23 protein-coding genes are annotated in these 25,841 nt (G+C 71.4%); 14 read left to right on the forward strand and 9 right to left on the reverse strand.

The window, feature by feature from the left end; all coding sequences use genetic code 11:
- Nucleotides 1-585: BA14K family protein (locus LW587_RS17545; RefSeq protein ID WP_232630883.1), on the forward strand; the 585-nt coding region annotated here is incomplete at its 5' end.
- A 117-nt stretch (nt 586-702) separates the two neighbouring features.
- On the opposite strand, the gene LW587_RS17550 is transcribed toward LW587_RS17545, so the two are convergent.
- Nucleotides 703-2,295, reverse strand: coding sequence for a catalase (locus LW587_RS17550; protein WP_232630884.1), 1,593 nt, complete (start codon nt 2,293-2,295; stop codon nt 703-705).
- A 146-nt stretch (nt 2,296-2,441) separates the two neighbouring features.
- Here LW587_RS17550 and LW587_RS17555 point away from each other — a divergent pair, with 146 nt between their 5' ends.
- Entirely contained in the window at nt 2,442-3,392 is a 951-nt protein-coding gene (locus tag LW587_RS17555) for a LysR substrate-binding domain-containing protein (protein ID WP_232630885.1), read from the forward strand.
- A gap of 108 nt (nt 3,393-3,500) precedes the next feature.
- Here LW587_RS17555 and LW587_RS17560 read toward each other — a convergent pair whose 3' ends face one another.
- Complete coding sequence (locus tag LW587_RS17560) at nt 3,501-4,409, reverse strand: LysR family transcriptional regulator (RefSeq protein WP_232630886.1); 909 nt, start codon at nt 4,407-4,409, stop codon at nt 3,501-3,503.
- Nucleotides 4,410-4,503: 94 nt separating this feature from the next.
- On the opposite strand from LW587_RS17560, the gene LW587_RS17565 reads away from it, so the two are divergent.
- The 4 genes from LW587_RS17565 to LW587_RS17580 all read left to right on the forward strand — a co-directional run bounded on the left by LW587_RS17565 (nt 4,504) and on the right by LW587_RS17580 (nt 7,545).
- On the forward strand, nt 4,504-4,947 hold the full coding sequence (locus LW587_RS17565; RefSeq protein ID WP_232630887.1) for a PACE efflux transporter: 444 nt from the start codon (nt 4,504-4,506) through the stop codon (nt 4,945-4,947).
- Nucleotides 4,948-5,043: 96 nt separating this feature from the next.
- A complete protein-coding gene (locus tag LW587_RS17570) occupies nt 5,044-6,129 on the forward strand; it encodes an AbrB family transcriptional regulator (RefSeq protein WP_442919166.1) in 1,086 nt (361 codons plus the stop codon).
- A complete protein-coding gene (locus LW587_RS17575) occupies nt 6,126-6,470 on the forward strand; it encodes a diacylglycerol kinase (RefSeq protein ID WP_232630889.1) in 345 nt (114 codons plus the stop codon). The genes LW587_RS17570 and LW587_RS17575 overlap by 4 nt, the downstream gene beginning before the upstream one ends.
- Nucleotides 6,471-6,672: 202 nt before the next feature.
- Nucleotides 6,673-7,545, forward strand: coding sequence for a DMT family transporter (locus tag LW587_RS17580; RefSeq protein ID WP_232630890.1), 873 nt, complete (start codon nt 6,673-6,675; stop codon nt 7,543-7,545).
- Between the two features lie 12 nt (nt 7,546-7,557).
- Here the strand turns inward: LW587_RS17580 and murI are convergent, their stop codons facing one another.
- Nucleotides 7,558-8,430, reverse strand: a complete 873-nt coding sequence (gene murI, locus LW587_RS17585) for a glutamate racemase (RefSeq protein WP_232630891.1) — start codon at nt 8,428-8,430, stop codon at nt 7,558-7,560.
- A 203-nt stretch (nt 8,431-8,633) separates the two neighbouring features.
- Between murI and egtB the strand changes: the two genes are divergently transcribed.
- Nucleotides 8,634-9,896 (forward strand): ergothioneine biosynthesis protein EgtB, encoded by a 1,263-nt coding sequence (egtB, locus tag LW587_RS17590; protein ID WP_232630892.1) that lies wholly within the window; start codon nt 8,634-8,636, stop codon nt 9,894-9,896.
- A gap of 50 nt (nt 9,897-9,946) precedes the next feature.
- Entirely contained in the window at nt 9,947-10,924 is a 978-nt protein-coding gene (gene egtD / locus LW587_RS17595) for an L-histidine N(alpha)-methyltransferase (protein WP_232630893.1), read from the forward strand.
- A gap of 394 nt (nt 10,925-11,318) precedes the next feature.
- On the opposite strand, the gene LW587_RS17600 is transcribed toward egtD, so the two are convergent.
- Complete coding sequence (locus tag LW587_RS17600) at nt 11,319-11,759, reverse strand: DUF779 domain-containing protein (RefSeq protein WP_232630894.1); 441 nt, start codon at nt 11,757-11,759, stop codon at nt 11,319-11,321.
- A gap of 244 nt (nt 11,760-12,003) precedes the next feature.
- Between LW587_RS17600 and LW587_RS17605 the strand changes: the two genes are divergently transcribed.
- The 3 genes from LW587_RS17605 (at nt 12,004) to LW587_RS17615 (ending at nt 17,185) form a co-directional block, all read left to right on the forward strand.
- Nucleotides 12,004-14,688, forward strand: coding sequence for a nitrate reductase (locus LW587_RS17605; protein WP_232630895.1), 2,685 nt, complete (start codon nt 12,004-12,006; stop codon nt 14,686-14,688).
- Nucleotides 14,689-14,874: 186 nt separating this feature from the next.
- Entirely contained in the window at nt 14,875-16,332 is a 1,458-nt protein-coding gene (gene cysG / locus LW587_RS17610) for a siroheme synthase CysG (RefSeq protein ID WP_232630896.1), read from the forward strand.
- 259 nt (nt 16,333-16,591) lie between these two features.
- Nucleotides 16,592-17,185 carry an SCO family protein gene (locus LW587_RS17615; RefSeq protein WP_232630897.1) on the forward strand — a complete coding sequence of 198 codons (594 nt, stop codon included), beginning with the start codon at nt 16,592-16,594 and terminating at the stop codon, nt 17,183-17,185.
- Here the strand turns inward: LW587_RS17615 and LW587_RS17620 are convergent.
- Nucleotides 17,136-18,776 carry a glycosyltransferase family 2 protein gene (locus LW587_RS17620; RefSeq protein WP_442919164.1) on the reverse strand — a complete coding sequence of 547 codons (1,641 nt, stop codon included), beginning with the start codon at nt 18,774-18,776 and terminating at the stop codon, nt 17,136-17,138. The two genes, LW587_RS17615 and LW587_RS17620, sit on opposite strands and share 50 nt — an antisense overlap.
- A gap of 408 nt (nt 18,777-19,184) precedes the next feature.
- Between LW587_RS17620 and LW587_RS17625 the strand changes: the two genes are divergently transcribed.
- Entirely contained in the window at nt 19,185-20,009 is an 825-nt protein-coding gene (locus LW587_RS17625) for a transporter substrate-binding domain-containing protein (RefSeq protein ID WP_442919165.1), read from the forward strand.
- Nucleotides 20,010-20,124: 115 nt separating this feature from the next.
- On the opposite strand, the gene cobT is transcribed toward LW587_RS17625, so the two are convergent.
- From cobT to LW587_RS17640, 3 genes are all read right to left on the reverse strand, one after another.
- On the reverse strand, nt 20,125-22,035 hold the full coding sequence (gene cobT, locus LW587_RS17630; protein ID WP_232630898.1) for a cobaltochelatase subunit CobT: 1,911 nt from the start codon (nt 22,033-22,035) through the stop codon (nt 20,125-20,127).
- Between the two features lie 105 nt (nt 22,036-22,140).
- Nucleotides 22,141-23,124: a cobaltochelatase subunit CobS gene (cobS, locus tag LW587_RS17635; protein WP_232630899.1), complete on the reverse strand. Its 984-nt coding sequence runs from the start codon at nt 23,122-23,124 to the stop codon at nt 22,141-22,143.
- 247 nt (nt 23,125-23,371) lie between these two features.
- Nucleotides 23,372-24,055 (reverse strand): J domain-containing protein, encoded by a 684-nt coding sequence (locus LW587_RS17640; protein ID WP_232630900.1) that lies wholly within the window; start codon nt 24,053-24,055, stop codon nt 23,372-23,374.
- 128 nt (nt 24,056-24,183) lie between these two features.
- On the opposite strand from LW587_RS17640, the gene LW587_RS17645 reads away from it, so the two are divergent.
- Together LW587_RS17645 and arfB are read left to right on the forward strand one after the other, a co-directional pair.
- A complete protein-coding gene (locus tag LW587_RS17645) occupies nt 24,184-24,462 on the forward strand; it encodes a BolA family protein (protein ID WP_232630901.1) in 279 nt (92 codons plus the stop codon).
- Nucleotides 24,463-24,497: 35 nt separating this feature from the next.
- A complete protein-coding gene (gene arfB, locus LW587_RS17650; protein WP_232630902.1) occupies nt 24,498-24,923 on the forward strand; it encodes an alternative ribosome rescue aminoacyl-tRNA hydrolase ArfB in 426 nt (141 codons plus the stop codon).
- 150 nt (nt 24,924-25,073) lie between these two features.
- Here the strand turns inward: arfB and LW587_RS17655 are convergent, their stop codons facing one another.
- Nucleotides 25,074-25,835 carry a YoaK family protein gene (locus LW587_RS17655; RefSeq protein WP_232630903.1) on the reverse strand — a complete coding sequence of 254 codons (762 nt, stop codon included), beginning with the start codon at nt 25,833-25,835 and terminating at the stop codon, nt 25,074-25,076.
- Nucleotides 25,836-25,841 lie beyond the last annotated feature (6 nt).

Below are 25,841 nucleotides of genomic sequence, written 5' to 3' on the forward strand. Positions count from 1 at the left end.
GGCGGCGCCGTCTCCGGCGGTGGGTTCAACGGAACGCGCGGGAGCTTCGGGCTTGCCGCGGGCGGCGGCGCGGGCCTCGCCGGGGGTGGCATGCAGGGCCGTCCCGGCCTCGCCCAGGGCGGCGGCTTCGGTGGTCCCGGTCGTCCCGGCTTTGGCAACGGCATCGGTGACGGACGGCCGGGCTTCGGCGGCGGCGTCCGGCCGGGCTTCGGCAACGGCGTCGCCGACGGGCGGCCCGGCCTCGGCCGGCCCGGTTACGGGTACGGCCGCCCGGGCTACGGTCACCGCCACGGCTGGAACCGCGGTCGTGGCTACGGCTACGGGGTCGGGGGCCTCGGCCTCGGCCTGGGTCTCGGACTGGCCGCCGGCTCCTATTACGGCGGCGGGTACGGCTATCCGGCCGGCTACGGCTACGACACCGGCTACTACGCACCGGCCGGCTATTACGGCGCCGAGCCGGTGACCGCCGACGTCGGCATGGGCGACGGCGATCTGGTGGCCGAGTGCGCCCGCCGCTTCAAGACCTACGATCCGCAGAGCCAGACTTACGTCGCCAAGGGCGGCGTGCGTCGCTCCTGCCCGTAAACCCAACTTCGTCTCGCGAGGCCGAGAGGCTTCGCGAGACGCTGGTTGAACGCAAAGAAAACCCCGCCCGACCGTGAAGTCGGGCGGGGTTTTCTGTCGTGTTTAAGGGCGTCTGGCTTACTCGGCCGCGACCCGGTGCGGGGCGGTGCTGCCATCCGTGTAGGTCTCGGCCTGGAGGCGCTTATGCGGGGCGGCGCGGCCCGGCAGCGGGGGCAGGGCCTTGGCCTTCTCCAGATCGATCCCGGCGCCCTCGGCGACGCGGCGGCCGTAATCCTCGTCGGCGTGCCAGAAGTGCCAGACCATCCTGAGCTGGATCGGCTCCGGGCACTGCTTCATGTCGCCGACGAGATTCGCGATCAGGTCCTCGCGCTCCCACTCTTCGAAGGAGCGGTAGCGCACGCCGGCCTGGGTGTAGTCGTCCTCGGTGCGGGACGTCTGGTAGCGACCGAGATTGCCGCTGACCGGCTGGTGGTAGTCCTTCGCGGGCTTGGGGGCCTCGCGCAGGCCCTCGGCCAGCGTCGAGGGCTCGTAGTTGATGTGCCGGTTCGGGCCGGTGCCGTCGACCGCGTAGGTCATCTGGCCGTCGCGCTGGTTCGAGTAGACCTTCACGCCGGGCTGCGGCGCGTTGATCGGCAGCTGCAGGTAGTTGGCGCCGACGCGGTAGCGCTGCGTGTCCGAATAGGACAGCGTCCGGCCCTGGAGCATCTTGTCGTCCGAGAAGTCGATGCCGTCCACGAGCACGCCCGTGCCGAAGGCCGATTGCTCGACTTCCGCGAAGAAATTGTCCGGCACCCGGTCGAGCACCATCCGGCCCACCGGACGCAGGGGGAAGTCCTCCACCGGCCAGAGCTTGGTGTCGTCGAGCGGATCGAACGAGAGGTGGTCGTTCGGGCCGTCGGGCATGATCTGCACCGCGAACTCCCATTCGGGGAAGTTGCCGGCCTGGATGTTGTCGTAGAGGTCACGGGTCGCGTGGCCGACATCCTTGGCCTGGATCTCGGTGGCCTGGGCCGAGGTCAGGTTGCGGACGCCCTGCTTCGGGATCCAGTGGAACTTGCAGAGCACCGCCTCGCCCTGATCGTTGACGAGCTTGTAGGTGTTGACGCCCGAGCCTTCCATCTCGCGGTAGTTCGCCGGGATGCCCCAGGGCGACTTCAGGTGCGTCACCATGTGGATCGACTCGGGGTGCTGCGACACGAAGTCGAAGAAGCGCCACGGCTCCTGGCGGTTCGTCACCGGATCCGGCTTGAACGCGTGGATCATGTCGGGGAACTTGATCGCGTCGCGGATGAAGAAGACCTTGAGGTTGTTGCCCACGAGGTCCCAATTGCCGTCGACGGTCTTGAACTTCACCGCGAAGCCGCGCGGGTCACGCTCGGTCTCGGGGCTCTCCTTGGCGCCGGCCACGGTGGAGAAGCGCACGAACATCGGCGTCTTCACGCCGGTCTCGGTGAGCACGCGGGCGCGGGTGTACTTCGAGGCCGGCTCGTCGCCGATGGTGCCATAGGCCTCGAAATAGCCGTGGGCGCCGGCGCCGCGGGCGTGGACCACCCGCTCCGGAATGCGCTCACGATCGAAATGCGTGATCTTCTCGATGAACTGATAGTTCTCGAGCGTCGCGGGCCCCCGCTCGCCGACCGTGCGCGTGCTCTGGTTGTCGCGAACCGGATGGCCCTGACGGGTCGTCAGAATCGGGCGGTTGTCGCTCATGCGTGGCAATCTCCTTGGGGTTCTTCGGCTTCAGATGGATCGCGAGGCGGACCCGCACAGCCTGGAACCGTTCTGTCTCGAAGGTATGACCCAGGCGTCACCCATTGGCAAATGCATCGTCACAAAGACTGTGATAGATGCAGCCTATGAACCTATCCGGCCTGTCCCTCCGCGATCTCGAATATGTCGTCGCCGTAGCCGACGAGAGCCATTTCGGCCGGGCGGCCGAGCGCTGCAACGTCAGTCAGCCGACCCTTTCGGTTCAGATCCGCAAACTGGAGAACGCGCTGGGACTGGCCCTGTTCGAGCGGTCGAACCGCGGCGTTCTGCTCACGGTGGCCGGGCAAGGCATCGTACGCCAGGCCCGGGTGGTGCTGGCGGAGGCGCAGCGTCTCCTCGCTCTGGCGGTGGAGGAGCGGGGCTCGCCGCTCACCGGCCGGCTGGTCCTCGCCGCGATCCAGACGCTCGGGCCCTACTACTTCCCCCTGGTCCTGCGGCTCCTGCGCCAGGAATTTCCGGGCCTGACGCTGGCGCTCTCCGAGGCGCGCACCGCCGAGATCCTCGACGGGCTGCGGGACGGGCGCATCGACGCGGCCCTGGTCTCGCTGCCGGTCGCGGCGGCGGGGCTGACGGTCGCGCCGCTCTTCGTCGAGCCGTTTCGGCTCACCTGTCCGGCGGACCACGCCCTTGCCCACCTCTCTCCGTTATGGGCGGAAACAATCGGCGGGCCCGATCTGCTGCTGCTCGACGAGGGCAATTGCCTGCGCGACCAGACCATCGCGGCCTGCGGGGCGCCGCGGGCGGCGGGGCGGCACGCCACCAGCCTGGAGACCCTCCGCTCGATGGTGGCGGCGGGTGCGGGCTACACCCTGATCCCGGCGCTCGCCGTGCCCTCGGGGCCGGATCCGAGCGGGCTGACGGTGACTCGCCCCTTCGACGGCGAGGGGGCCGGCCGCACGGTCGCCCTCGCCTGGCGCTCCAGCGATCCGCGGGCGAGCGGGCTCGCGCATCTGGCGGCCTTCTTCCGGGCCCATGCCCCGTCGAGCACGCGGGCGTTTCGCGAGGGTGACGACGGGGCGGCGACCGTTCCGGGTTGAAGCCGGCCCCGGCCAGAGCCCCCGGGCTGCCCCGACCTCCCTGTTTCGAACAGCCCAGCGAGGCGCCGCGATCCACCGGCGCGCCGTGCCCCCTGCGAAACCCGCGGCTCACCCGCCCCGACCATCGCCCAACAGCCCCCCGATCCGCTCCGCCGCGAAGCGCTGGCGCAGCCATGCGGCGGCGGGGCCGCAGGGGCGCTGCTTGTGCCAGACCAGTTCCAGGGCGATCGGACAATCGCCCTGGTCGAACTGCAGATCCGGCGTGACGAGGAACGGGGCGGTCTGCGAGGCGGCGATGACGTGGTCGGAGACGAAGGCCCAACCGATCCCGTGCTTGACCATTTCCAGGATCACCCAGTGGCTCTCCACCCACCATACCTCGGCGGCGACCCGCAGACGGCGCTTCTCCGGCCCGTCGCTGCGCGCGGCGACGAGGATCTGGCGATGACGCTTCAGCTCCTCCCACTCCACCCGCGCCTTCGCCAGCGGATGGTCGCGCCCGCAGACGAGCTTGAGCGGCACCCAGCCGATGGTCTGGAAGCCGAGTTCCGTCGGCAGCACCTCCTGGCGCCACATCACGCCGAGATCGGCGGCGCCGGACTGCACCAGGCGGCTGACATCCTCCATCAACGGGAAGAGCAGCTCCAGCTCCACGAAGGGGAAGGCCTGAGCGAACTCGGCGAAGAGGGCGCCCAGCGCGTGCTCCGGATAGATCTCGTCGATGGCGATCACCAGCCGGTTCTCCACCCGCTGTTCCAGACTGCTCGCCAGCCCGATCAGGTGCTCGCGCCGATCGAGCACCACGCGCGCCTCCAGGAGTAGCCGCTCGCCCGCCGGGGTGAGCACCGGGTTGCGGCCCGCCCGGCTGAACAGCGCCACCCCGAGATCGGCTTCGAGATTCGCCACCTGCGTGCTGACGGCGGACTGCGCCTTGCGCAAGGCGCGGGCGGCCCCGGAGAAGGACCCGGCCTCGGCCGCCGCCACGAAGGCCTGAAGTTGGTCGAAGGTGACGGTCATCTATCCGATTGCCAGATACGTCCCAACTTGATGCCCGGAGGATCGCAGATAGAACACCGCGAACCGCTCCTGTTCGCTCGAGAAGACATCGATCATGCGCAGCACCCGCGACCGCATCCGCCACGCCATCCTGTTCGAGGTCATCGGCCTCGCGCTCATCGTCCCTCTCGGGACCGTCCTGTTCGGGCTGCACGCCGCCGAGATGGGCGTGATCGGATTCGGCAGCGCGCTCGCCGCGACGGCGTGGAACTACGTCTACAATCTCGGCTTCGATCACGCGATGCAGCGCCTCGCCGGGCATACGCGCAAGAGCCTCGGCCTGCGGGTCGGACACGCCGTGCTGTTCGAGGCGGGGCTGCTGCTCATCCTGCTGCCCCCGATCGCGTGGTATCTGGAGATCAGCCTGACCCAGGCCTTCGTCATGGATCTCGCGATCGCGGCCTTCTACGTGGCCTACGCCTTCGTCTTCAATCTCGCCTACGACCGGGCCTTTCCCCTGCGGAGCTGGGGTGAGATCGCGGCGCAGCCGACCCGCTAAAGGGTCCGGGGCCACATCGCGGGGTGCGTTTCGGCCCCGCGCCGCTCCGTGACAGACGGCCCGAACCGGTGTAGCGCCGCGCGATCCCTCCGCCACATCCCCGCGACCGTGATCGGCAGACCGCATCTCCTGGGCTGGACGGCACTCGTCGCGGTCTCCGTCCTGCTCGGCTGGGCGCTCGGCCACGCGGGCTTTCCCGCCGCCTTCCTGCTCGGGCCGATGCTGGTCGCGATCGTGTTCGGCGTGCGCGGCGCACCGATCCGGGTGCCGCGGCTCGGCTTCCTGGCCGCGCAGGCAGTCGTCGGCTGTCTCGTCGCCCATTCGGTCACGGGGGAGATCGTCGCGACCCTGCGCTCGGACGGGCTCGTGATCCTCGCCGTCGTGCTCGTCACGGTGGCGGTCAGCGGCGGCGTCGGGGCGGTGCTGACCCGGCTCCAGGTCCTGCCCGGCACCACCGCGGCCTGGGGCTCGTCGCCGGGCGGGGCCGCCGCCATGGTGGCGATGGCCGAGGAACACGGCTCCGACGCCCGGCTCGTGGCCTTCATGCAATATGTGCGGGTGGCGGTCGTGGTGGTCTCGGCCTCCCTGGCCGCGCGCCTGCTCGCCGATGCCGGGGCGGTCGCGGCACGGCCCGAGGGACCGGCGCCCGGCGCATTCGCGGTGGCCACGACGCTCGCCATCGCCCTCGTGGGCGCGGGCGGCGCGACCCTCCTGCGCCTGCCCTCGGCGGCCCTGATCGGGCCGATGCTGCTCGGCGCAGGCCTGCACGCGGCGGGGCTCGCCGATCTCGCGTTGCCGGAGCCGCTGCTGGCCGCAGCCTATGCCGGGATCGGCTGGTATGTCGGCCTGCGCTTCACCCGCGAGACCCTCGGAACGGTGCTGCACGCCCTGCCGGGCATCCTCGCCGCCACCCTCGCCATCGTCCTGATCTGCGCCGTCTGGGCCTGGGGCCTGACCGGGCTCCTGGCGATCGACTACCTCACCGCCTTCCTGGCCACGAGCCCCGGCGGGCTCGATTCGGTGGCGATCATCGCGGTGGGCTCGCGGGTCGACGTGTCCTTCGTGCTGGCGGTCCAGACCCTGCGGCTCCTCGTGGTGCTGGCGACGGGGCCGGTCCTGGCCCGCTGGATCGCAAAGGCCGCGCCGGCAGGGGCCGCCCCGGATCAGGGGCAGACCCCGTGAAAGCGCTCTACCTCGCCTTCCTCAATTCCTGGCGCGGCCTCGTCTTCGGCGCCGACACCGAGCGGGCGATCCGGCTCGAACTCGCCCTGCTGGCGCTCGGCCTGCCCGCTGCGCTCCTCATCGGCGGGTCGCTCTGGGTGCGGGTGGCCCTGCTCGCGAGCCTCCTGCTGATGCTCGGCGCCGAGTTCCTCAACACCGCCATCGAGAAGCTGTGCGACCATCTCCATCCGGACCATCACCCCCGGATCGGCGTCGTCAAGGATCTCGCCTCGGCGGGCGCCTTCCTGACGCAGGGGATCGCGGCGCTGGTATGGGGCGCGGCGGTGATCGACTGGTTCTGAGAACCAGCGCTTGATCGCGCGCGACGGGCGGCTAAAGTCAGGCCATCGACCGAGTGGCAACTAGGGTTCCGGGCGTCAGAGCCGCCGCTGGACCGAGCGTTGCAGAAACCGCGGACGCCGCGCGGCTGCACCCAAGGGACAAAAGCCCAGGGGAGGAGAGGTCGAGATCAACCGGCACCGATCGGTGCCCCGGAGGGTCTCGATGCCTGTTGAATCGCTTCTCCTCGTCGTCCTCGCCGCCTGTCTCCACGCGACCTGGAACCTGCTGGCGAAGCGGGCCGCCTCGGTCGGCCCCGTCTTCGTCGCGGCCTACAATGCCGTCGCCTGCCTCGTCTACGTGCCCTGGGTCGTCGTCCTGCTGCTGCAGGGCGCCGTCACGTGGAGCTGGGCGATCGCGGGGGCTCTCCTCCTCAGCGGCCTGATCCATCTCGCCTACAGCCTGTGCCTCCAGCAGGGCTACCGGCAGGCCGATCTCTCGGTCGTCTATCCCGTGGCACGGGGCACCGGCCCGATGCTGTCGACGCTCGGCGCCGTCCTCCTTCTCGGAGAGACCCCGACCGGCCCGGCCTTGGCCGGTCTGGGCCTCGTCGTGATCGGGATCGGCCTCATCGCGACGGATGGCGATCTCTCCCGCCTACGCCGGCCCGAGGGGCGGGCGGGCCTGCGCTGGGGCACGACGACCGGCGGCCTCATCGCCGCCTACACCGCCACCGACGCCTACACGGTCAAGGTGCTGGGCGTCGCCCCCGTCGTGCTCGACTGGTTCTCGAACCTGTTGCGCTTCCTGCTGCTGGCGCCCCTCGTGATCGCCGACCCGCGCCGCGCCCAGGCGGCGATGCGGGGGCGATGGCGCCTCGCCATCGGTGTCGGGGTGCTGTCGCCCCTCTCCTACATCCTCGTCCTGGCCGCCCTGGCCGAGGGCGCGCCGCTCGGCCTCGTCGCGCCGATGCGCGAGATGTCGATGATGGTCGGCGCCTTGATGGGCATGCTGATCCTGCGCGAGCCGGTCGGGCCGCGCCGGCTCGTTGGCTGCGCCGTGCTGATCGGCGGCGTGGTCCTGCTGTCGGGCGGGTGAGGGGTCGGCGCGTCAGCTCAGCGCCAGCGGCATCGCCTCGACCCCGGTCTCGGCCAAGCCGCGTGATGAGAGCGAGCGCGCCAGGGCCGGGGTCAACCCGCTTCCGTCCGTGAACACCGCCAGCGCCTCGGGCGCGTCCGGATGCGCCGCCGGTTCGCCGAGCAGCTGCACCACCCGGCGGGCGATGGCCGGGGCCGGGTCGATCCAGGCGACCGGCCAGGGAGCGAGGCGCTCGAAGCGGGGCAGCAGCAGCGGGTAATGCGTGCAGGAGAGGCAGACCACATCCGTGCGCCGCCCGTCCGCCCGCTCGACGAAGCAGGGGGCGATCTCGGCGAGGAGATCGGCATCCGCCACCGGCGTGCCGGCCATCTCGGCCTCCGCGTAGCGGGCGAGATGCGTGGAGCCGACGAGGCTCACGTCGCAGGTGGCGGCGAAACTCGCCACGAGGTCCCGCGTATAGGCCCGGGCCACGGTGCCGGGTGTCGCGAGCAGGGCGATCACGCCCGAGCGGGTCATGGCCGCAGCCGGTTTGATCGGCGGCACGACGCCGACGAAGGGCGTGGCGAAGCGCTGGCGCAGGCTCGGCAGAACCACCGTCGAGGCGGTGTTGCAGGCGATCACCGCGAGGTCGGGCTGGTGCACGGCCAGCAGTCGGCCCATCACCGCGCTGACGCGCTCGACGAGCTGCGGTTCGGTCAGGCGTCCATAGGGAAAGGCCGCGTCGTCGGCGGCGTAGACGTAGGCGGCGTCCGGCCGGGCGCGGCGCACCTGCTCCAGCACCGTCAGGCCGCCGAGGCCCGAATCGAACACGAGAATGACCGGTCGCGGGCGCTGCACCGGCCTCGCCATCGGACGTGTCGCCCCTGCCATCAGATCGATCCGCATGACCGTCACCCGGGCCCGTTCGCGGCGAAGTGAAAGGCTCACTCAACGGGCAGGAGGGTTAAGGACACCTCACTGCGGCTGCAAAAAGGCCGCGCTTCGCCCGCTCCGGCGCGGGGTGCGACGAACGGGCCGCGGGTCCGGCGCGTTGCCGATGCACGAACGGTATCTATTTTTGGCGCTCAGCGGGGAAAGAGATTCCAAGAATGGCAGCGGGCGCAGCACTTCCTCACCAGGCCTCCCGCGGCGCGGCGTTCCCCCCGCCCCCGCTCGACGCCCGTCCGGTCGATCGCGACGCCTGGATCGCCGCCTTCCGCACGGTCCGCGACGAGACCGAGCGCCGGGCCGCGCCGCTCTCGCCGGAGGACCAGCAGATCCAGTCGATGGAGGATGCGAGCCCGATCAAGTGGCACCGCGCCCACACGACGTGGTTCTTCGAGCAGTTCCTCCTGCAGGCGCATCTGCCGGGCTACACGATCTACGACGAGCGGCTGCACTACCTGTTCAATTCCTACTACGTGCAGGCCGGGCCGCGGCAGCCCCGCTTCATGCGCGGCCTCATCACCCGGCCGACCGCCGCGGAAACCGATGCCTATCGCGCCCATGTCGACCGCGCCGTGACGGTGCTGCTGCGCGAGGCGTCCGACACGGCGCTCGACGCGGTGCTGCCGATCCTGGAGATCGGGCTCTACCACGAGCAGCAGCATCAGGAATTGATGCACACTGACATCCTGCACGCCTTCGCGCAGAATCCCCTCGATCCGATCTACGATCCCCATTGGGGGATGCCTACGCCGCAGGCAACGCCCGGCCGGTCTGCCTTTGAAAAGGGCATCACCGGGATCGGCCATGACGGCACCGGCTTCGCCTTCGACAACGAGAGCCCACGCCACGACACCCTGATCCTCGGCGGATCGATCGATCGCGGCCTCGTCACCAACCGCGACTGGCTCGCCTTCATCGCGGACGGGGGCTACGTCCGGCCCGAGCTGTGGCTCAACGACGGCTGGCTCTGGGTTCAGCGTGAGGGCTGGGAGGCGCCGGGCTACTGGCGCCGCGAGGCCGACGGCTGGTCGATCATGACGCTGGCCGGGCGCCAAACCGTCGATCCGGCCGGCCCCGTCACCCATGTCAGCTATTTCGAGGCCGACGCCTATGCCCGCTGGGCCGGCCGCGACCTGCCCACGGAAGCCGAGTGGGAGGTCGCCGCCCGGGAGGGTCTGATCGAGGACGCGTTCGGCCTCGTCTGGCAATGGACCCGCAGCGCCTACGGCCCCTATCCGGGCTACCGGCCGCTGCCCGGGGCGCTCGGCGAGTACAACGGCAAGTTCATGTCGGGCCAGATGGTTCTGCGCGGCGCGTCGGTCGCCACCGCCGCGGGCCATGCCCGGATCGGCTACCGCAACTTCTTCTATCCGCACCAGCGCTGGCAGTTCACGGGCCTGAGGCTCGCGGACGCGACGGCCTGATCCCTCTCGATGCCGGCCGATCCTCTGCCGCGGTTCCGTAGGAGTTCCCCGTGACGCTCGATCCCCGCCTGGCGAAATCCAGCCCGGCCGTCGCGCTGGCCGAGGATGGCCTGTTCCTCGCCGATGTGTGGGACGGCCTCGCCGGCACGCCCAAAACCCTGCCGGCGAAGTATTTCTACGATTCGGCCGGCTCGGCGCTGTTCGAAGAGATCACCGTTCTACCAGAATATTACCCGACCCGGACGGAGCTCGGCATCCTCGACGACCGCGGCCCGGAGATCGCCGCTCTGCTGCCCGCGGGCGCCGCCCTCGTCGAGTTCGGCAGTGGCTCCACGGCCAAGCTGCGCCGCCTGCTGCGGCACCTGCCGGGCCTCTCGGCCTACGTGCCGGTGGACGTGTCGGAGGCCTTCCTGCATGCGCAGGCGGAGACCCTGCGGGCGGATTTCCCGGACCTGTCGGTCCAGCCGGTGGCCGCCGATTTCACGCGGTCCTTCGCCCTGCCGCCGAGCCTGTCGGAAGGCGCGCGCGCCGGCTTCTTCCCGGGCTCGACCATCGGCAATTTCGAGCCCGGGGAGGCCACCCGCCTCCTCGACGTGTTCGGCCGCATCCTGGGGGAGGGGGCGACCCTGATCATCGGCGTCGACCTCGTGAAAGATCGCGACGTGCTGGAAGCGGCCTACGACGACGCGGCCGGCGTCACGGCCGCGTTCAACCTGAACCTCCTGCACCGGATCAACCGCGATCTCGGCGGCGCGATCGACCCCGACAGCTTCGCCCACCGCGCCCTCTTCAACGCGGAGGCCTCGCGCATCGAGATGCACCTCGTCAGCCGCCAGGCCCAGACGATCCGCGTCGGCGGGCGTAGCTTCGCCTTCGCGGAGGGCGAGTCGATCCACACCGAGAACAGCTACAAGTACACGCTCGAAGGGTTCCGGGCGCTCGCGGCCCGGGCCGGCTGGGCTCCGGTGACGGCCTGGACCGACCCGAACGGTCTGTTCTCGGTCCACGCCCTGCGCCGGGCGCGCTGAACGCGTCTTCGTTGCGTCACGTCGGCGGCGACGCAACGAAGACGCCCGGACGACGGCATCGGCCGGACCGGCGGCATCGCCGGGGCGGAACGCGAGGCCGTGTCCTGCACGGTGACCGGGCGACGTTGTCCCCGGTCGGCGCGGCCGGCGAGACCAGCCTGTTCCTGGCCGTGGACCACGGACGGTTCACCCTGGGCGCCCGCTGACCATCCCCCGGCCGCACGGCAGCCTCAGCCCCGGGGCCGCGACGCAGACGTCTCGGACAGCCTGGGCAGGAAAACGATCCGTCATACCAAATCCGGTTAATCCCTTTGGGATGGCGGATTTGGGCTTTGCTCAAACGCCGCGCGGGCTTGCCTGATCCAGGCTCCGCTTTGATCAAGCGGAGCCCGGATCAGAGGCGGCAGGCGCCGGCGAGCGCCGCGTTCTCGGCCTCGGTGAACAGCCGGGAGCGAACGTGGAACCGCTTCTCGCGCCCGTTCTCCAGGGAGAACATGCCGCCGCGGCCCGGGACCACGTCGAGGAGGATGTGGGTGTGCTTCCAGACCTCGAATTGCGAGCGCGAGATGAAGAAATCCGCGCCGCCGACCTGGCCGAGATGCACGTCGCCGTCGCTCGTGATGAAGTCGCCGACGGGGTAGCACATCGGCGAGGAACCATCGCAGCAGCCGCCCGACTGGTGGAACATCACCGGGCCGTACTCGGCGGTGAGTTCCGCGATCAGCTGCAGCGCCGCGGGCGTCGCCGTCACCCGCAACGGTGTGCCCGCATTGTCGGCCTGTTCGGCGGTGACGGGATCGATGGCCGGCGCCGCGCCGGGGGCCTGCTCGCTCATGGTGCGTCTCCCTGACGGTCTTTTGTCGCCCGGTTATCTGAGCCCGGGTCGGCGGATGTCCATGATCGAGGGCGTCCGCGCGGCGATCCTATCAGAGTCGTCGGTCGGCCCCTCTTCGACCTTTGTCCGGGCCCGTACGCCTCCCGTGATCGCACTGCGCCCCCCCGGGCGGACCACCGCGCCAGCGCCCCGGCCCGACTCTTGCTCCCGCCCCGAAGCCAAAGAGATCCTCCCAGGATTCCTGATGACCCTGCCTGCCACCGATCCGGCCACGCCCGTGGTGAAGACGACCTGCCCCTATTGCGGCGTCGGCTGCGGCGTGCTGGCCACGCCGGACGGGCAGGGCGGCGTCGCGATCGCGGGCGATCCCGACCATCCGGCCAATTTCGGCCGCCTCTGCTCCAAGGGCTCGGCGTTGGGCGAGACCGTCGACCTGCAGGACCGGCTGCTGACGCCGAGCGTCGACGGGCAGGCGGTGACCTGGGAAGGCGCGCTGGGCACGGTGGCGGGCGGGCTGAGGCGGATCGCGGAGCGGCACGGCTCCGATGCGATCGCCTTCTATCTTTCGGGCCAGCTCCTCACGGAGGATTATTACGTCGCCAACAAGCTCGCCAAGGGCTTCCTCGGCACGCCCCATGTCGACACCAACTCGCGGCTCTGCATGTCGTCGGCGGTCGCCGCCCATCGCCGGGCCTTCGGCTCCGACACGGTGCCGGGCTGCTACGAGGATCTCGATCAGGCCGACCTGATCGTGCTCGTCGGCTCCAACGCCGCGTGGTGCCACCCGATCCTGTTCCGCCGCATGATCGACGCGCGCAAGGCCCGCGGCACCCGCATCGTCACGGTCGATCCCCGCCGCACCCAGACCGGCGAGGAGGCCGACCTGCATCTGGGGCTCCTGCCCGGGAGCGACACCGCCCTGTTCTCCGGGCTCCTCGTCCACCTCGCGGATGCGGGACTGTGTGACGCCCGCTTCATCGCCGAGCACACCGCGGGTTTCGACGGCGCCCTCGAGCGCGCCCGCCAGATCGCCCCGACGGTCGCCGCCACCGCCCAGGCGACCGGCCTCGCGACGAGCGACGTGCAGGCCTTCTTCGACCTGTTCGCCAACACGCCACGCATCGTCACCGCCTTCAGCCAGGGCGCGAACCAGTCCGCCCAGGGCACCGACAAGGGCAACGCCCTCATCAACTGTCACCTCGCCACGGGGCGGATCGGACGGCCCGGCATGGGCCCGCTCTCGCTCACCGGCCAGCCCAACGCCATGGGCGGGCGCGAGGTCGGCGGGCTGGCCAACATGCTGGCGGCCCACATGCATTTCGCCCCCGAGGAGGTCGACCGGGTCCGTCGCTTCTGGCAGGCGCCCAACATCATCACCGGCGAGGGGATGAAGGCGGTCGCGCTGTTCGAGGCGATCGAGCGGGGCAAGATCAAGGCTTTGTGGGTGATGGGCACCAACCCGCTCGTCTCGATGCCGCGGGCCGACCGCATCCGCGAGGCGATCGCCGGGCTCGACCTCTACGTCGTCTCGGAAGCCATCGCGACGAGCGACAGCGCCCGCGCGAGCGGACGGAAGACCGTGCTGCTCCCGGCGCTCGCCTGGGGCGAGAAGGACGGCACCGTGACGAATTCCGAGCGGCGCATCTCGCGCCAGCGCGCTTTCCTGAAGGCGCCGGGCGCGGCGCGGGCCGATTGGGCGATCATGGCCGACGTGGCCCAGCGGCTCGGCCACGGCGAGGCCTTCGCCTACCGCTCGGCCGCCCAGATCTTCCGCGAGCACGCCGCGCTCTCGGCCTTCGAGAACGAGGGCAGCCGCGACTTCGACATCGGCGGCCTCGCCGATCTCTCCGACCGCGCCTACGACGCCCATGCCCCGCTGCAATGGCCGCTGCCGAAGAAGGGCGCCGAGCCGACGGGCCGCGCCCGGCTCTTCGCCGATGGGCGCTTCTACACCTTCGACCGCCGCGCCCGCTTCGTCGCGGTGCAGCCGCCCGCCCTGGCGCAGCCGGTGACGCCGGAGTGCCCGCTCGTCCTCAACACCGGCCGGGTGCGCGACCACTGGCACACCATGACCCGCACCGGCAAAAGCCAGCGGCTCTCGGCCCACCGCGCCGTGCCCTTCGTCGAAGTGCATCCCGACGATGCGGCCCGGTTCGGGCTCCGGGACGGGAACTTCGCGCGGGTGGCCACCGAGGCCGGCACGGCGGTGCTCGAAGTCATGGTGACGGACGGCGTTCGGGCGGGCACGATCTTCGCGCCGATGCACTGGAGCGCCATGACCGCCTCCGACGGGCGCGCCGCCGCGCTCGCCCGCGGCATCCCCGACCCAGTCTCCGGCCAGCCCGAGCTGAAGGCGACGCCCGCTTCCATCGAGGCGGTGACCTACCGCTCCCGCGGCTACCTGCTCACCCGCGCGCCGCTCGCCGCACCCGCCGGCTGGTGGTGGGCCCGGGCCACGGTCTCCGGCGGATCGGGCCTCCTTTTCGCGACCCAGGAAGGCTCGCGGGAGATGGCCCTCGCCATGCGCGGGCTCTTCCCCGGCCTGGAACTCGCCGAATACGTCGATCACGCCCGCGGGCTCTACCGCTGCGCCGTCTACACGGAGGGGCGGCTCGTCGCCGCGCTCGCAGTGGCGCCAGGCCACCGTCGGCCGGACTGGGCGCTCGCCAAGCAGGTCTTCGCCCAGGCCGATATCGACGCGCTGGACCGGCGCACCCTGCTCTCGGGCCGGGCGGCCACCGCCTCGGCGGGGCCGGTGATCTGCGCCTGCCACGGCGTCGGGCTCGACACCATCACGGCGGCCATCGCGGGCGGCGCCGGCTCGGTCGAGGCGGTGGGGGCGGCCTGCAAGGCGGGCACGAATTGCGGCTCGTGCATCCCCGAGATCCGCAAGCTCCTGCCCGAGGCGCTTGCGCGCGACGCCGCCTGAGCGCACTTTCGCCTGCCTTCTCTGCCTGATGCGGAGGAGGTGGAGGCAGGGGGTGCGGAAGGCACCGTCCCGCTTCATCCGGCGCCACCGACATCCGTGGCCCCTCCCCGCCCGGGGGAGGGGGGAGCCTCGGCCGTGATCGGGACCGGCGATCCGGCATCGAGAGAAATGCACGCGTCGTCCGCCATGAGCACATCCCGCCAACCCCGCGAAACCCGCGCCGGTCTCGAACCGCTGGCGGTGCTGCCGGTCTTCGTTCCGCTCAAGGACAAGCGGGCCGTGCTCGCCGGCTCGAACGGCGGCGCCCCCTGGAAGGTGAAGCTGCTCGCCGCCGCCGGCGCCCGGGTCGATGTCTATGCCGAGGCCCCGAGCGAGGAGCTGCGCGGCGTGCCGGCCGAGATCGCCGCGGGCTCGGTGACCCTGCACGAGCGGGCCTGGACGCCGCAGGATCTCCAAGGCGCCGCCTTCGCCATCGGCGCCATGGAGGACGAGGCGGACTGCATCGCCTTCGTCGCCGCGGCCCGCGCCGCGGGCGCCATCGTCAACGCGGTGGACCGGCCGCATCTGTGCGACGTGAAGTTCGGCGCCATCGTCAACCGCTCGCCCCTGGTCGTCGGCATCTCGACCGAGGGCGCCGCCCCGGTCTTCGGCCAGACCGTGCGGGCGCGCATCGAGGCGATGCTGCCCCGGGGCTTCAAGCACTGGGTGGCCGCTGCCCGCGACTGGCGCGAGACGGTCTCGGCCCAGTTCCACGGCTTTTCCGAACGGCGCGGCTTCTGGGAGCGCTTCACCGACCGGGCCTTCGCCGAGCCGGACCGGGCGCCAGTGCAGGCCGACCTCGACGATCTCCTGAAGCAAGCCGAGGCGCTGCCCCAGGGCGGGGCGGTGACCCTGGTCGGCGCGGGGCCGGGCGATGCCGAGCTGCTGACGCTCAAGGCCCTGCGCAGCTTACGCAATGCCGACGTGATCCTCTACGACGACCTCGTCGCGCCCGAGATCCTCGACTACGCCCGCCGCGAGGCCCGCACGATGCTGGTCGGCAAGACCGGGCACGGCCCCTCCTGCCGACAGGACGACATCAACGCCCTGATGGTCTCGCTCGCCAAGAGCGGCAAGCAGGTGGTGCGGCTCAAATCCGGTGATCCGCTGGTGTTCGGCCGGGCCGGCGAGGAGATCGAGGCCTGCCGGCTCGCCGGCATTCCCTGCACGGTGGTGCCCGGCGTCTCGGCGGCCCAGGGCGCCGCCGCCGCTTTGGGCATGTCGCTGACGCATCGCGACGCGGCGCGACGCCTCCAATTCGTCACCGGCCACGACCGGCGCGGCGCCCTGCCGGACGACCTGAACTGGGGCGCGCTCGCCGACCCCTCGGTGACCACCGTGGTCTACATGCCCAAGCGCACCCTCAGGGCGCTCTTGGAGCGGGCGATCGCGGAAGGCCTCGCCCCGACGACGCCTGCCCTCGTGGTGTTCAACGCGACCCGCCCCGGGCAGCAGACGGTGGCCGGACGCGCCGCCGATCTGGCGGAGAAGGTCGAGGCCTCGGGCTTCGAGGGTCCGGCGATCCTGATGGTCGGCGAGGCGCTGGGACGGCGCGAGGCGGGGACGGCGCTGCCGGGTCCGGAGATCCAGGCCGCCGCGTCCTAAGGCGGCTCAGGCGTCCATCGATCGCGCCGTCATCCCGGGGCCGCGCAGTCCAGGGGCGGCACAGCGGAACCCGGGATCCACTGGGGATACTCGGTCGAACCAAGCCGGCGCGCCGGGGCGGGGCGTCCGGGTTCGCCTGCGGCGCCCTGGTTTGACGGCGCGCGATCGCAACCCAGCCGCGGCATCCGGGGGGCTTGCCGGGGCGGGGCGGGCCGTGAAGATGCGCGCGCCCGTGCCGTTGCCCGAAGCGAAGAATCCCATGCGTCCGTCCCGCCGCGTTCTCCTCCCCATCGCCGCCTTCGTGGCGGGTCTCGTGGCCTTGTCCGCCGCGGCCGTCATCACGCTGGTGCCGCAGGGCCGCCAGGGGGCTTCGGCGAGCGGCATCGGCGGCCCGTTCACCCTCGTGAACCAAGACGGCCGGACGGTCACCGAGCGCGATTTCGTCGGCACCCCCTATCTCGCCTTCTTCGGCTTCACCCATTGCCCCGACATCTGTCCGACGGCGCTTCAGCAGATCAGCGACGTGCTCGCGGCGCTCGGCCCGAAGGCGGACCGGCTCAAGGTCGCCTTCGTCACCGTCGATCCCGAGCGCGACCGGCCCGAAACGCTGAAGACCTACCTGTCGAGCTTCGATCCCCGCATCGTCGGCCTCACCGGCAGCCCCGAACAGGTGGCGGCCGCCGTGAAGACCTTCCGGGCCTACGCCAAGAAGGTGCCGGGGCAGGGCGACGACTACACGATGGAGCACACGGCCCTCGTCTATCTCATGGATGCCCGCAATGGCTTCGTCGGCGCGGTCAACCTCAACCGGTCGCCGCAGGAGACGGCGGCGGAGCTGCAAAAGCACCTGTGACGGCCCCGCCGCGCCCGAGGGCGCCGCTGCGGGAGGTGCGCGACAGCCCGTGCTCGGTCTTGTTCCAGCGATGCGGATGCCGGGCGAGTTCGATCACCGCGAGCCAAGCCGCGCCGCTGACGAGCAGGAAGTAGAAGGGCAGTAGGGGCACGAGGAGCGTCAGGTCGTTCCAGCCCCGGCGGCGGCAGCCGACGAAGCCCGGCAGCAGGATCGCCAGGAAGCCGCCGAGGAAGACCGTCCAGGCGCCGGCATGGGTCGCATAGGCCAGCACGCCGTCTTCAGCGCCGGGCCCGCCGAGGATCAGCTCCGCGACGCCCGGTCCCAGCATGAACGGGTAGAACAGGGCCGAGACCACGGTGCCGGGAAGGAGCGCCAGGGCGCACAGGCTCTCGACCGGCCCGAGCCGGCGCCAGGTCGCGAGCGGATGGCGACCATGGGTGAAGCTCGTCTGCAGGAAGCCCTTCATCCAGCGGGTGCGCTGGCGCAGCCACGCCTTGAGCCGCTTCGGTGCCTCCTCGTAGGTCGCGCTCGGCAGATCGCCGACATGGTAGCCCGCGAGCGCCAGCCGGATGCCGAGATCGGCATCCTCGGTGACGTTCCAGGCGTCCCAGCCGTGCAGCGCCCGCAGGGCGCGGGTGCGGAAATGGGTGGAGGTGCCGCCGAGCGGCGTCGGCACCCGCCAGGCCGCCAGCGCCGGCCCCAGCACCTCGAACAGGGCCGCGTATTCGATGGCGAACAGACGCGGCAGGATTCCGTCGCCCTGGTTGTCGATGACGAGGTGGCCCTGGAGGCAGGCGGTCGTGTCGGGGGTCGCCGCGAACAGGGTGGCGGCCAGCCGCAGCTGGTCGGGCTCGATCACGTCCTCCGCGTCGTAGACGACGAGGTGCTCGCCCCGGGCCAGGGGCAGGGCGACGTTGAGGGCCCGCGGCTTGGTGCGCGGCAGGCCATCCGGCACGGTCACCACCTCGAAGCGGGCCGGCAGCGGCACGGCGCCGAACGCGGCGGCGGTTTCCGCATCGTCGGCCTCCAGCAGGAACTTGATGTCGAGCTTGGCCGCCGGATAGTCGATCCGCCCCAGGGCGCGGACGAGGCGGGGCACCACCGCCGCCTCGCGGTAGAGCGCGACCAACACGGTGTAGGTCGGCAGCGCCGCGTCGGGCAGGAGCTCGGGGCGCGGCTTGGTCCGCTCGGTCGCCGCGATGCCCACGGCGGCGAGGCGCACGGTGAGCAGGGCGAGCATCCCGGCCTGGAGCAGGGCCAGCAGGAGGAGGCTGGTCAGCGTCGGCAGCCGCGCGACCAGGAGGACCAGCGCCAGCACGAGGCCGGCCAAGGCGAGATCGAGGGTCTGCGGGCCCGGCCGGCAGGACCATTCCGGCCGCTTCGCCCCGAGCCCGTCAGAGGCCTCCGCGACGATGGCGGCCCCGTGGCGGGCGAACACCGCCGCGCGCAGCCGCGTCGGCGTCGTGATCGCGGGCGGCCGCTCCAGCCGGGCCGCCGCCTCGATCAGCCGTGCGACGGCTGCCCCGCGGGGCGCGGCCACGATCCGGTGGGACGCGGCCGGAGCGAGCGGCGCGGCGCCGGTCGTGAGCACGGCCGGGTAGCGCAGGTCGTCGCCGAGGGGGAGCGCCGCGTCGAGGAAGACGGTGCCGAGATGGCGGGCCAGCGCCCGGTAATAGGCATCCTCATGGAGGTGCCCCTCGTTCAGGAGCAGGGTCGCGGCGTCCGTGCCGATCCGGCGGGCCCGGGCGGCGGCGGCAACCAGCCGGTCGGCGGGGACGCCGTCGGCGGCGAGAAAGCCGATCTCCGGCGGCAGCGGCTGCGCGGCCGCGGGAACGGGGGGCTGGAACAGGGTGGCGGCTCCCCGTGGGCCCGCGCCGTGCTAGGGAGAGCCATGGGCCGAGACCTCTCCACGCACGTGTATCGCTCCGCCACCGCAACCCGCGCGTCAAGGCGGCACCGCGGGCTGCGCGCGATTCTGTTAACAATCATTAACTTTTCCATGGCTGGCGTTGCAGCGGCGCAACAGCCCGCTGCGCCGCCCTCCGCCGCGACGCCGGGCATCTCGATCCCGAACTTCTGGAATCCCCGCGCCCGCGGCGAGCGCGTCGAGGCGCCGCAGACCGGCCGACCCGTCCGCTTCATGACCGACGACGAGTTTCCACCGCTGCATTTCGCGGGACCGGACGGGACACCGACGGGGTTTTCCGTGGAGCTCGCCCGAGCGGTCTGCGAGCGGCTCGCCATCGCCTGCACGGTCCAGGCCCGCCGGTTCGACACCCTGCTGGACGCCCTGGCCGACAAGCAGGGCGACGTGGTCGCCGCCGCGGTGCCGCTGACGCCGGGTCTGCGCGCGCGCTTCCTGGCAACGCGGCCCTATTTCCGCTGGCCGGCCCGCTTCGTGGCACGCACCGATCGCTCCCTGCCCGAGCCCTCGGCCGAGGCCCTGGCCGGGCGCCCGGTCGGCGTGGTCGAGGGCAGCGCCCACGACGCCTATCTCAAGGCCTACTTCCCCAAGGCGACCCGCAAGACCTTCCCAGATCTGGCGACGGCCGAGGGAGCGCTCAAGCGCGGCGAGGCCGAGTACCTGTTCGCGGACGGGCTCAATCTCGCCCTCTGGCTCAACGGCCAGGAGGCGGAGGGCTGCTGCGGCTTCACGGGCGGGGTGTATCTGGAGAACCGCTATTTCGGCGAGGGCATCGGCCTCGTCACCCGGCCTGAGGACGCCGCCCTGTCGCGGGCCCTCGACGACGCGCTCCAGCGGGTCTGGGACGATGGAAAATACGCCGAATTGTACCTGCGGTTCTTTCCGGTGAGCCCGTTCTAGACAATCACCCCGCGAGGCGGGCGCCGGCCCTCCAGGCCTCCCCGCGCCCGGAGTGCGAAGAGCGGGGCGTTGACGGCGCCGTCCGGAAGGAGGGCCGGCGGGACGCGACCGCGCCCTACCGTCCCCCGGCGGCCCGGCGCGGCCAGGCGGCGCCCCGTCCGCCGCCGGCATCCTCTTCGAACAGCTCGGCGAGCTTCTCGGTCATGGCGCCGCCGAGTTCCTCCGCGTCGATGATGGTCACGGCGCGGCGGTAGTAGCGGGTCACGTCGTGGCCGATGCCGATGGCCAGCAATTCGACCGGCGAGCGGGTCTCGATCTCCTCGATCATGTAGCGCAGGTGGCGCTCGAGGTAGTTGCCGGGATTGACCGACAGGGTCGAGTCATCGACCGGGGCGCCGTCCGAGATCACCATGAGGATGCGGCGCTGCTCGGGGCGGCCGAGCAGGCGCTGGTGGGCCCAGTCCAGAGCCTCGCCGTCGATGTTCTCCTTGAGCAGGCCCTCGCGCATCATCAGCCCGAGATTCTTGCGGGCTCGCCGCCAGGGGGCGTCGGCGTTCTTGTAGACGATGTGGCGCAGGTCGTTCAGCCGGCCGGGATTGCCCGGCTTGCCGTTGGCGAGCCACGCCTCCCGGCTCTGGCCGCCCTTCCAGGCGCGGGTGGTGAAGCCGAGGATCTCGACCTTCACGCCGCAGCGCTCCAGCGTGCGGGCGAGGATGTCGGCGCAGGTCGCCGCCACGGTGATCGGCCGGCCGCGCATGGAGCCGGAATTGTCGAGCAGCAGCGTGACGACGGTGTCGCGGAAATCCGTGTCCTTCTCCTGCTTGAAGGAGAGGGGCTGGAACGGATCGGTGACGACCCGGACGAGGCGCGCCGGATCGAGCTGGCCCTCTTCGAGGTCGAACTCCCAGGCCCGGCTCTGCTGCGCCAGCAGGCGGCGCTGGAGGCGGTTGGCGAGGCGGCCGACCACGCCCTGGAGATGGGCGAGCTGCTTGTCGAGGTAGCTGCGCAGGCGCGTCAGCTCCTCGGCGTCGCACAGCTCCTCGGCCTCGACGACCTCGTCGAAGCGCGGGTTGTAGACACGGTAATCGGGACCGGCCCGGTCGTTGCCGCGGTTGGTCGGCGGGCGCCAGGATTCGGAGGCCTCGTCGGATTCGGCGTCGTCGGCCTCCTCCGGGCGCTCGCCGGAGGGAGCGTCGGCGGCTTCGGTCGCGCCCTCGTCGAGCTCGTCGGCCGCCTCGTCGGTCACCTCGACCTCAGCGCGGTCGCCCTGCGACTTCTCCTCGGCCTCCCCCTCGCTCGGGGTCTGCTCGTCGTCCTGGGACTGGTTCTCGTCCTCGTCGGTCTCGTCGTCCTGGTCGAGGGGCGTCTCGTCGGCCATGTCGAGGGAAGAGAGCAGGTCGCGCACCGAGCGGGCGAAGCCGCGCTGGTTCTCGATCGCCCCCAGCAACCCGTCGAGATTCTTGCCCGCTCGCGCCTCGATATGCTCGCGCCATAGCTCGACGATCCGGGCAGCGGCCGGCGGCGGCGTCTGCCCGGTCAGGCGCTCGCGCACCATCAGGGCGATGGCGTCCTCCATCGGCGCGTCGGCCCGGTCGGTGATGGTCTCGTATTTGCCGCCGCGATGGTAGCGGTCCTCCAGCATCGCCGTGATGTTGGAGGCCACGCCCGCGAGCCGGCGCGAGCCGATCGCCTCGACCCGGGCCTGCTCGACGGCATCGTAGACGGCGCGCGCGGCGGCGTTCTCGGGGGCGAGCCGGCGGTGGACGCTCGCGTCGTGGCAGCCGAGCCGAAGCGCCATCGAATCGGAATGGCCGCGCAGGATCGCGGCGTCCTCGGCGGTCAGCCGCCGGGTCGGCTCGGGCAGGCGCGCCTTATCGCCGATCAGCGCCGGCCGGTCGCTGGCATAGGTGACCTCGATGTCGGGCCGCTTGGCGATGGCGCGCAGGCAGCCGGCCACCGAGCGCTTCAGGGGCTCGGCCCCCGGCTCCTTGCGCTCGCCGGACTTGTTGCGGTTGGTCAGGGCCATGGGGTTACGGCATCACCGGAATCGGGGTCGGGAAGCGCCCTGGGAAGCGCGCTCGGACGGGGCCGCGGCGTCGCGCGCGCAGCACCCCCGCCCGCTCGGCGCTGCTCAGCTCAGCGCGACGTTGAGCGCGCTCTCGGGCAGCTCCTTGCCGAAGGCGCGCTGGTAGAACTCGGCGACCAGCGGCCGCTCCAACTCGTCGCACTTGTTGAGGAAGGTGACCCGGAACGCGAAGCCGATATCGCGGAAGATGTCGGCGTTCTCGGCCCAGGTGATGACCGTGCGCGGGCTCATCACGGTCGAGAGGTCGCCGTTCATGAAGGCGTTGCGGGTCAGGTCCGCCACGCGCACCATCCGGCTGACCGTGTCGCGGCCGGCGTCACCGCGGTAATGCACCGCCTTCGACAGCACGATGTCGACCTCGCGGTCATGCGGGAGGTAGTTCAGCGTGGTCACGATCGACCAGCGGTCCATCTGGCCCTGATTGATCTGCTGGGTGCCGTGATAGAGACCCGACGTGTCGCCGAGGCCCACCGTGTTGGCGGTGGCGAACAGGCGGAAGCCCGGATGCGGGCGGATGACCCGCTTCTGGTCGAGGAGCGTCAGGCGGCCGGAGACCTCCAACACCCGCTGGATCACGAACATCACGTCGGGCCGGCCGGCATCGTACTCGTCGAAGACCAGGGCCACGTTGTTCTGGAGCGCCCAGGGCAGGATGCCGTCCTGGAAGGCGGTGATCTGCTTGCCATCCTTGAGGACGATGGCGTCCTTGCCGACGAGGTCGATGCGCGAGACGTGGCTGTCGAGGTTGATCCGCACGCAGGGCCAGTTGAGCCGGGCGGCGACCTGCTCGATATGGGTCGACTTGCCGGTGCCGTGATACCCGGTCACCATGACGCGGCGGTTCTTGGCGAAGCCGGCCAGGATCGAGAGCGTCGTCTCGCGGTCGAAGATATAGTCCGGGTCAAGATCCGGCACATGCTCCTCGGCCTGCGAGAAGGCCGGAACCTTGAGGTCGAGGTCGATGCCGAACACCTCGCGGACGGAGACCTGACGGTCGGGCAGGGAAGCGGGCGTTTCGTCGGACAGCATACGGAACCTCATCGGGGCGGAAGGCAGGGGGGAACTCCCCCGCGCTGCCGCGCATCACATCGTCGAACCTGCCGGGCGGCCGGCCTGGGAACAGGCTTTATTCTTCCATAATGGCCGGCCGCCGGCATCGCCAAGGGGGCGAGCCCGCAAAGCCGGCACCGGCCCGATATAGGCGCTTCCGGCGCAAAGTCCGCCCTGCGCGCCGCGGCGCGGCCCGGCGTCGCGTGCATCCTTCATGCCGGGGCCGTCAGCACATCCCGGCGGCGCGCAGCACGTCGTGGGCGCGGATGATGTCGCGCAGGCGCTCCTCGAAGGAGCGGTCGCCACCGTTGGCGTCCGGGTGGAAGCGCTTCACCAGCGTCTTGTACTGCGCCTTGATCGCCGCGGTGTCGGCGGTCTCGTCGAGGCCCATCACGTCGAGGGCCTTGCGCACCGCCGCGGAGTGGCGGGGGCGCTGCGGCTCGGGCGCAGCCGGCCGCCGGCTCGCGCCGCCGACCCAGTTGGCCCGGAGGATGCCGAGCGGGTCGGCATAGGCCCAGTCGCGCTCCGCCTCGGGCGTCTCGCCCTTCCCGCCCTTGGCGGTCGTTCCGGAGGCGGGGTTCACGCCCATCGACCAGGTCGGCCGGTGGCCGATGATCGCGTCCTTCTGGTAGGCCTCGACCGCGGCGTCGTTCATGCCGTCGAAGTAGTTGTAGGCGGCGTTGTAGGCGCGCACGTGGTCGATGCAGAAGCGGTAATACTCGCCCTCGTGCCGTCGGCCCTTCGGGGCGCGGTAGAGGCCCGGCTGCGTGCAGCCCGGCGCCTCACAGGCCGGCCCCGTCGCCGTGTTCGCGCTCGCCTTCGCCCGGCTTCCCTTGGAGGTCGCCCCCTTCGGATCGTCGCAGGTCGGCTTGATGCGGATGCGGTCGAACAGGGGCGAGTTGAGATCCATGACGGGCCGATTATGAGGGGCGGATGTCCCGACGGAAAGGCCGTCGGGCCTGATGCCGCATGCATCGTTCCGGGGTTGACGCCCCGCGGCGGTCCGACCGCCGCGAGGGGCTTTTCGAAGAGGCCGACATGACCGCGACCCTGAGAGACTGGATCGATTCCCGCCTGAGCGCCGAACTGGCGCCCGCCGCGCTGGAGGTGATCGACGAATCCCACCTCCACGCGGGCCATGCCGGGGCACGGGCCGACGGAGAGACGCACTTCCGTGTGAATGTCGTCTCCAGCGCGTTCGAGGGCAAGAGCCGCGTCGAGCGCCACCGCCTGGTGAACGGGCTGCTGGACGAGGCGTTTCGACGGGGCCTGCACGCCCTGGCTCTGCGCGCCCGCACGCCCGGCGAGGGCGGCTGACGCGGGCCGGCCGGCGGACGGACGGGGAGGGGGCCGTGGCGCTCGACTGCACGCCGCAGATCGCGATCGACGACGCCGAGATCGAGGAGAGCTTCGTGCGCGCCTCCGGCCCCGGCGGCCAGAACGTCAACAAGCTCTCCACGGCGGTGCAGCTGCGCTTCGACGTGCGCCGCTCGCGCAGCCTGCCGGACGCGGTGGCGGTGCGCCTGATGCGGCTCGCCGGCCGGCGCCTGACCGGCGAGGGCGTCCTCATCATCACGGCGCAACGGTTCCGCACGCAGGAGCGCAACCGGGCCGATGCCCGCGAGCGCCTCGCCGCCCTGGTGGCGGAAGCCGCGGTGCCGCCGACGCCGCGGCGCGCGACCCGGCCGACGCTGGCCTCGAAGAAGCGCCGCCTCGACACGAAGAACCGCCGCAGCTCCCTCAAGCGGGACCGCGGCGACCGGGGCGAGGACGGCTGACCGAGTGAGCGGTCTCGCAGGAAGGCAGGCAATCGCACCCGTCCCATGGGCATCGCCTCCGCGTCTCGCGGAGGCGACCGGTTCGGCGCCCGAAAGCGACGACCGTGCTGTGATGACGCGGCCCCCGCTTCAGGGCGGCCCGGCGCCGCCTCAGGCGGCGGTGACCGGGACCTTCGCGGTCGGCTTGGCCTCCGGATGGGCGTCGGGCTGGGGCGCCGCCCAGCCCGAGACGTAGGGCGTGTCCTTCAGGGCGATCGACAGGATCAGCGAGAGAAGGGCCAGGAACGCCGCGAACCCGGCCGGGAACAGGAAGGCCTGCTCGTCGAACCAGTGGTGCAGGAAGCCGCCCAGCACGGCGCCGGCGCTCAGCGATCCCCAGAGCGGCGCCTGGAGCCAGAAGGACGGGGCCGGCTTGTGCAGCAGGATGTTGGCCACGCCCGCGCCGAAGCGCACCACCGTGCCGGTGACGTAGGTGAGGGCGAGGCTTCGGCCCGCCTCGTCCTGCAGGGTCGCGTTCTGGATGCCGAGGGCCAGCACGATCGGATAGGCGTGAAGCGGGAAGGCCTCGGTCCCGAACGGCACCTGCAGGCCGATGCCGAACAGGGCCGCCTGGATGATCAGCAGGACCGAGAGCCGCCACCGGCCCGACCAGGCGGCGATGAGGGTGCCGAGGAAGGCGCCGAAGCAGAAGATCGCGATGACGCTGGCGAAGCGGGCCGTCCCCTCCCAATCATAGCTCGCCACCGCCACGCCGAACCGCGTGGTGTTGCCGCTCATGAACGACATGAACAGCTGTGAGAATTCGAGGAAGCCGATGGAATCGGCCGTGCCCGCCAGACCCGCCAGCATCAGCGCGAAGGGCACGCGTGTGACCGGGCTTGCCGGAAATGCCTTGTTGGTCTCGTCCGCCATCATTCA

It is taken from the genome of Methylobacterium sp. Leaf118 (assembly GCF_920984675.1).
Taxonomy (GTDB): domain Bacteria; phylum Pseudomonadota; class Alphaproteobacteria; order Rhizobiales; family Beijerinckiaceae; genus Methylobacterium.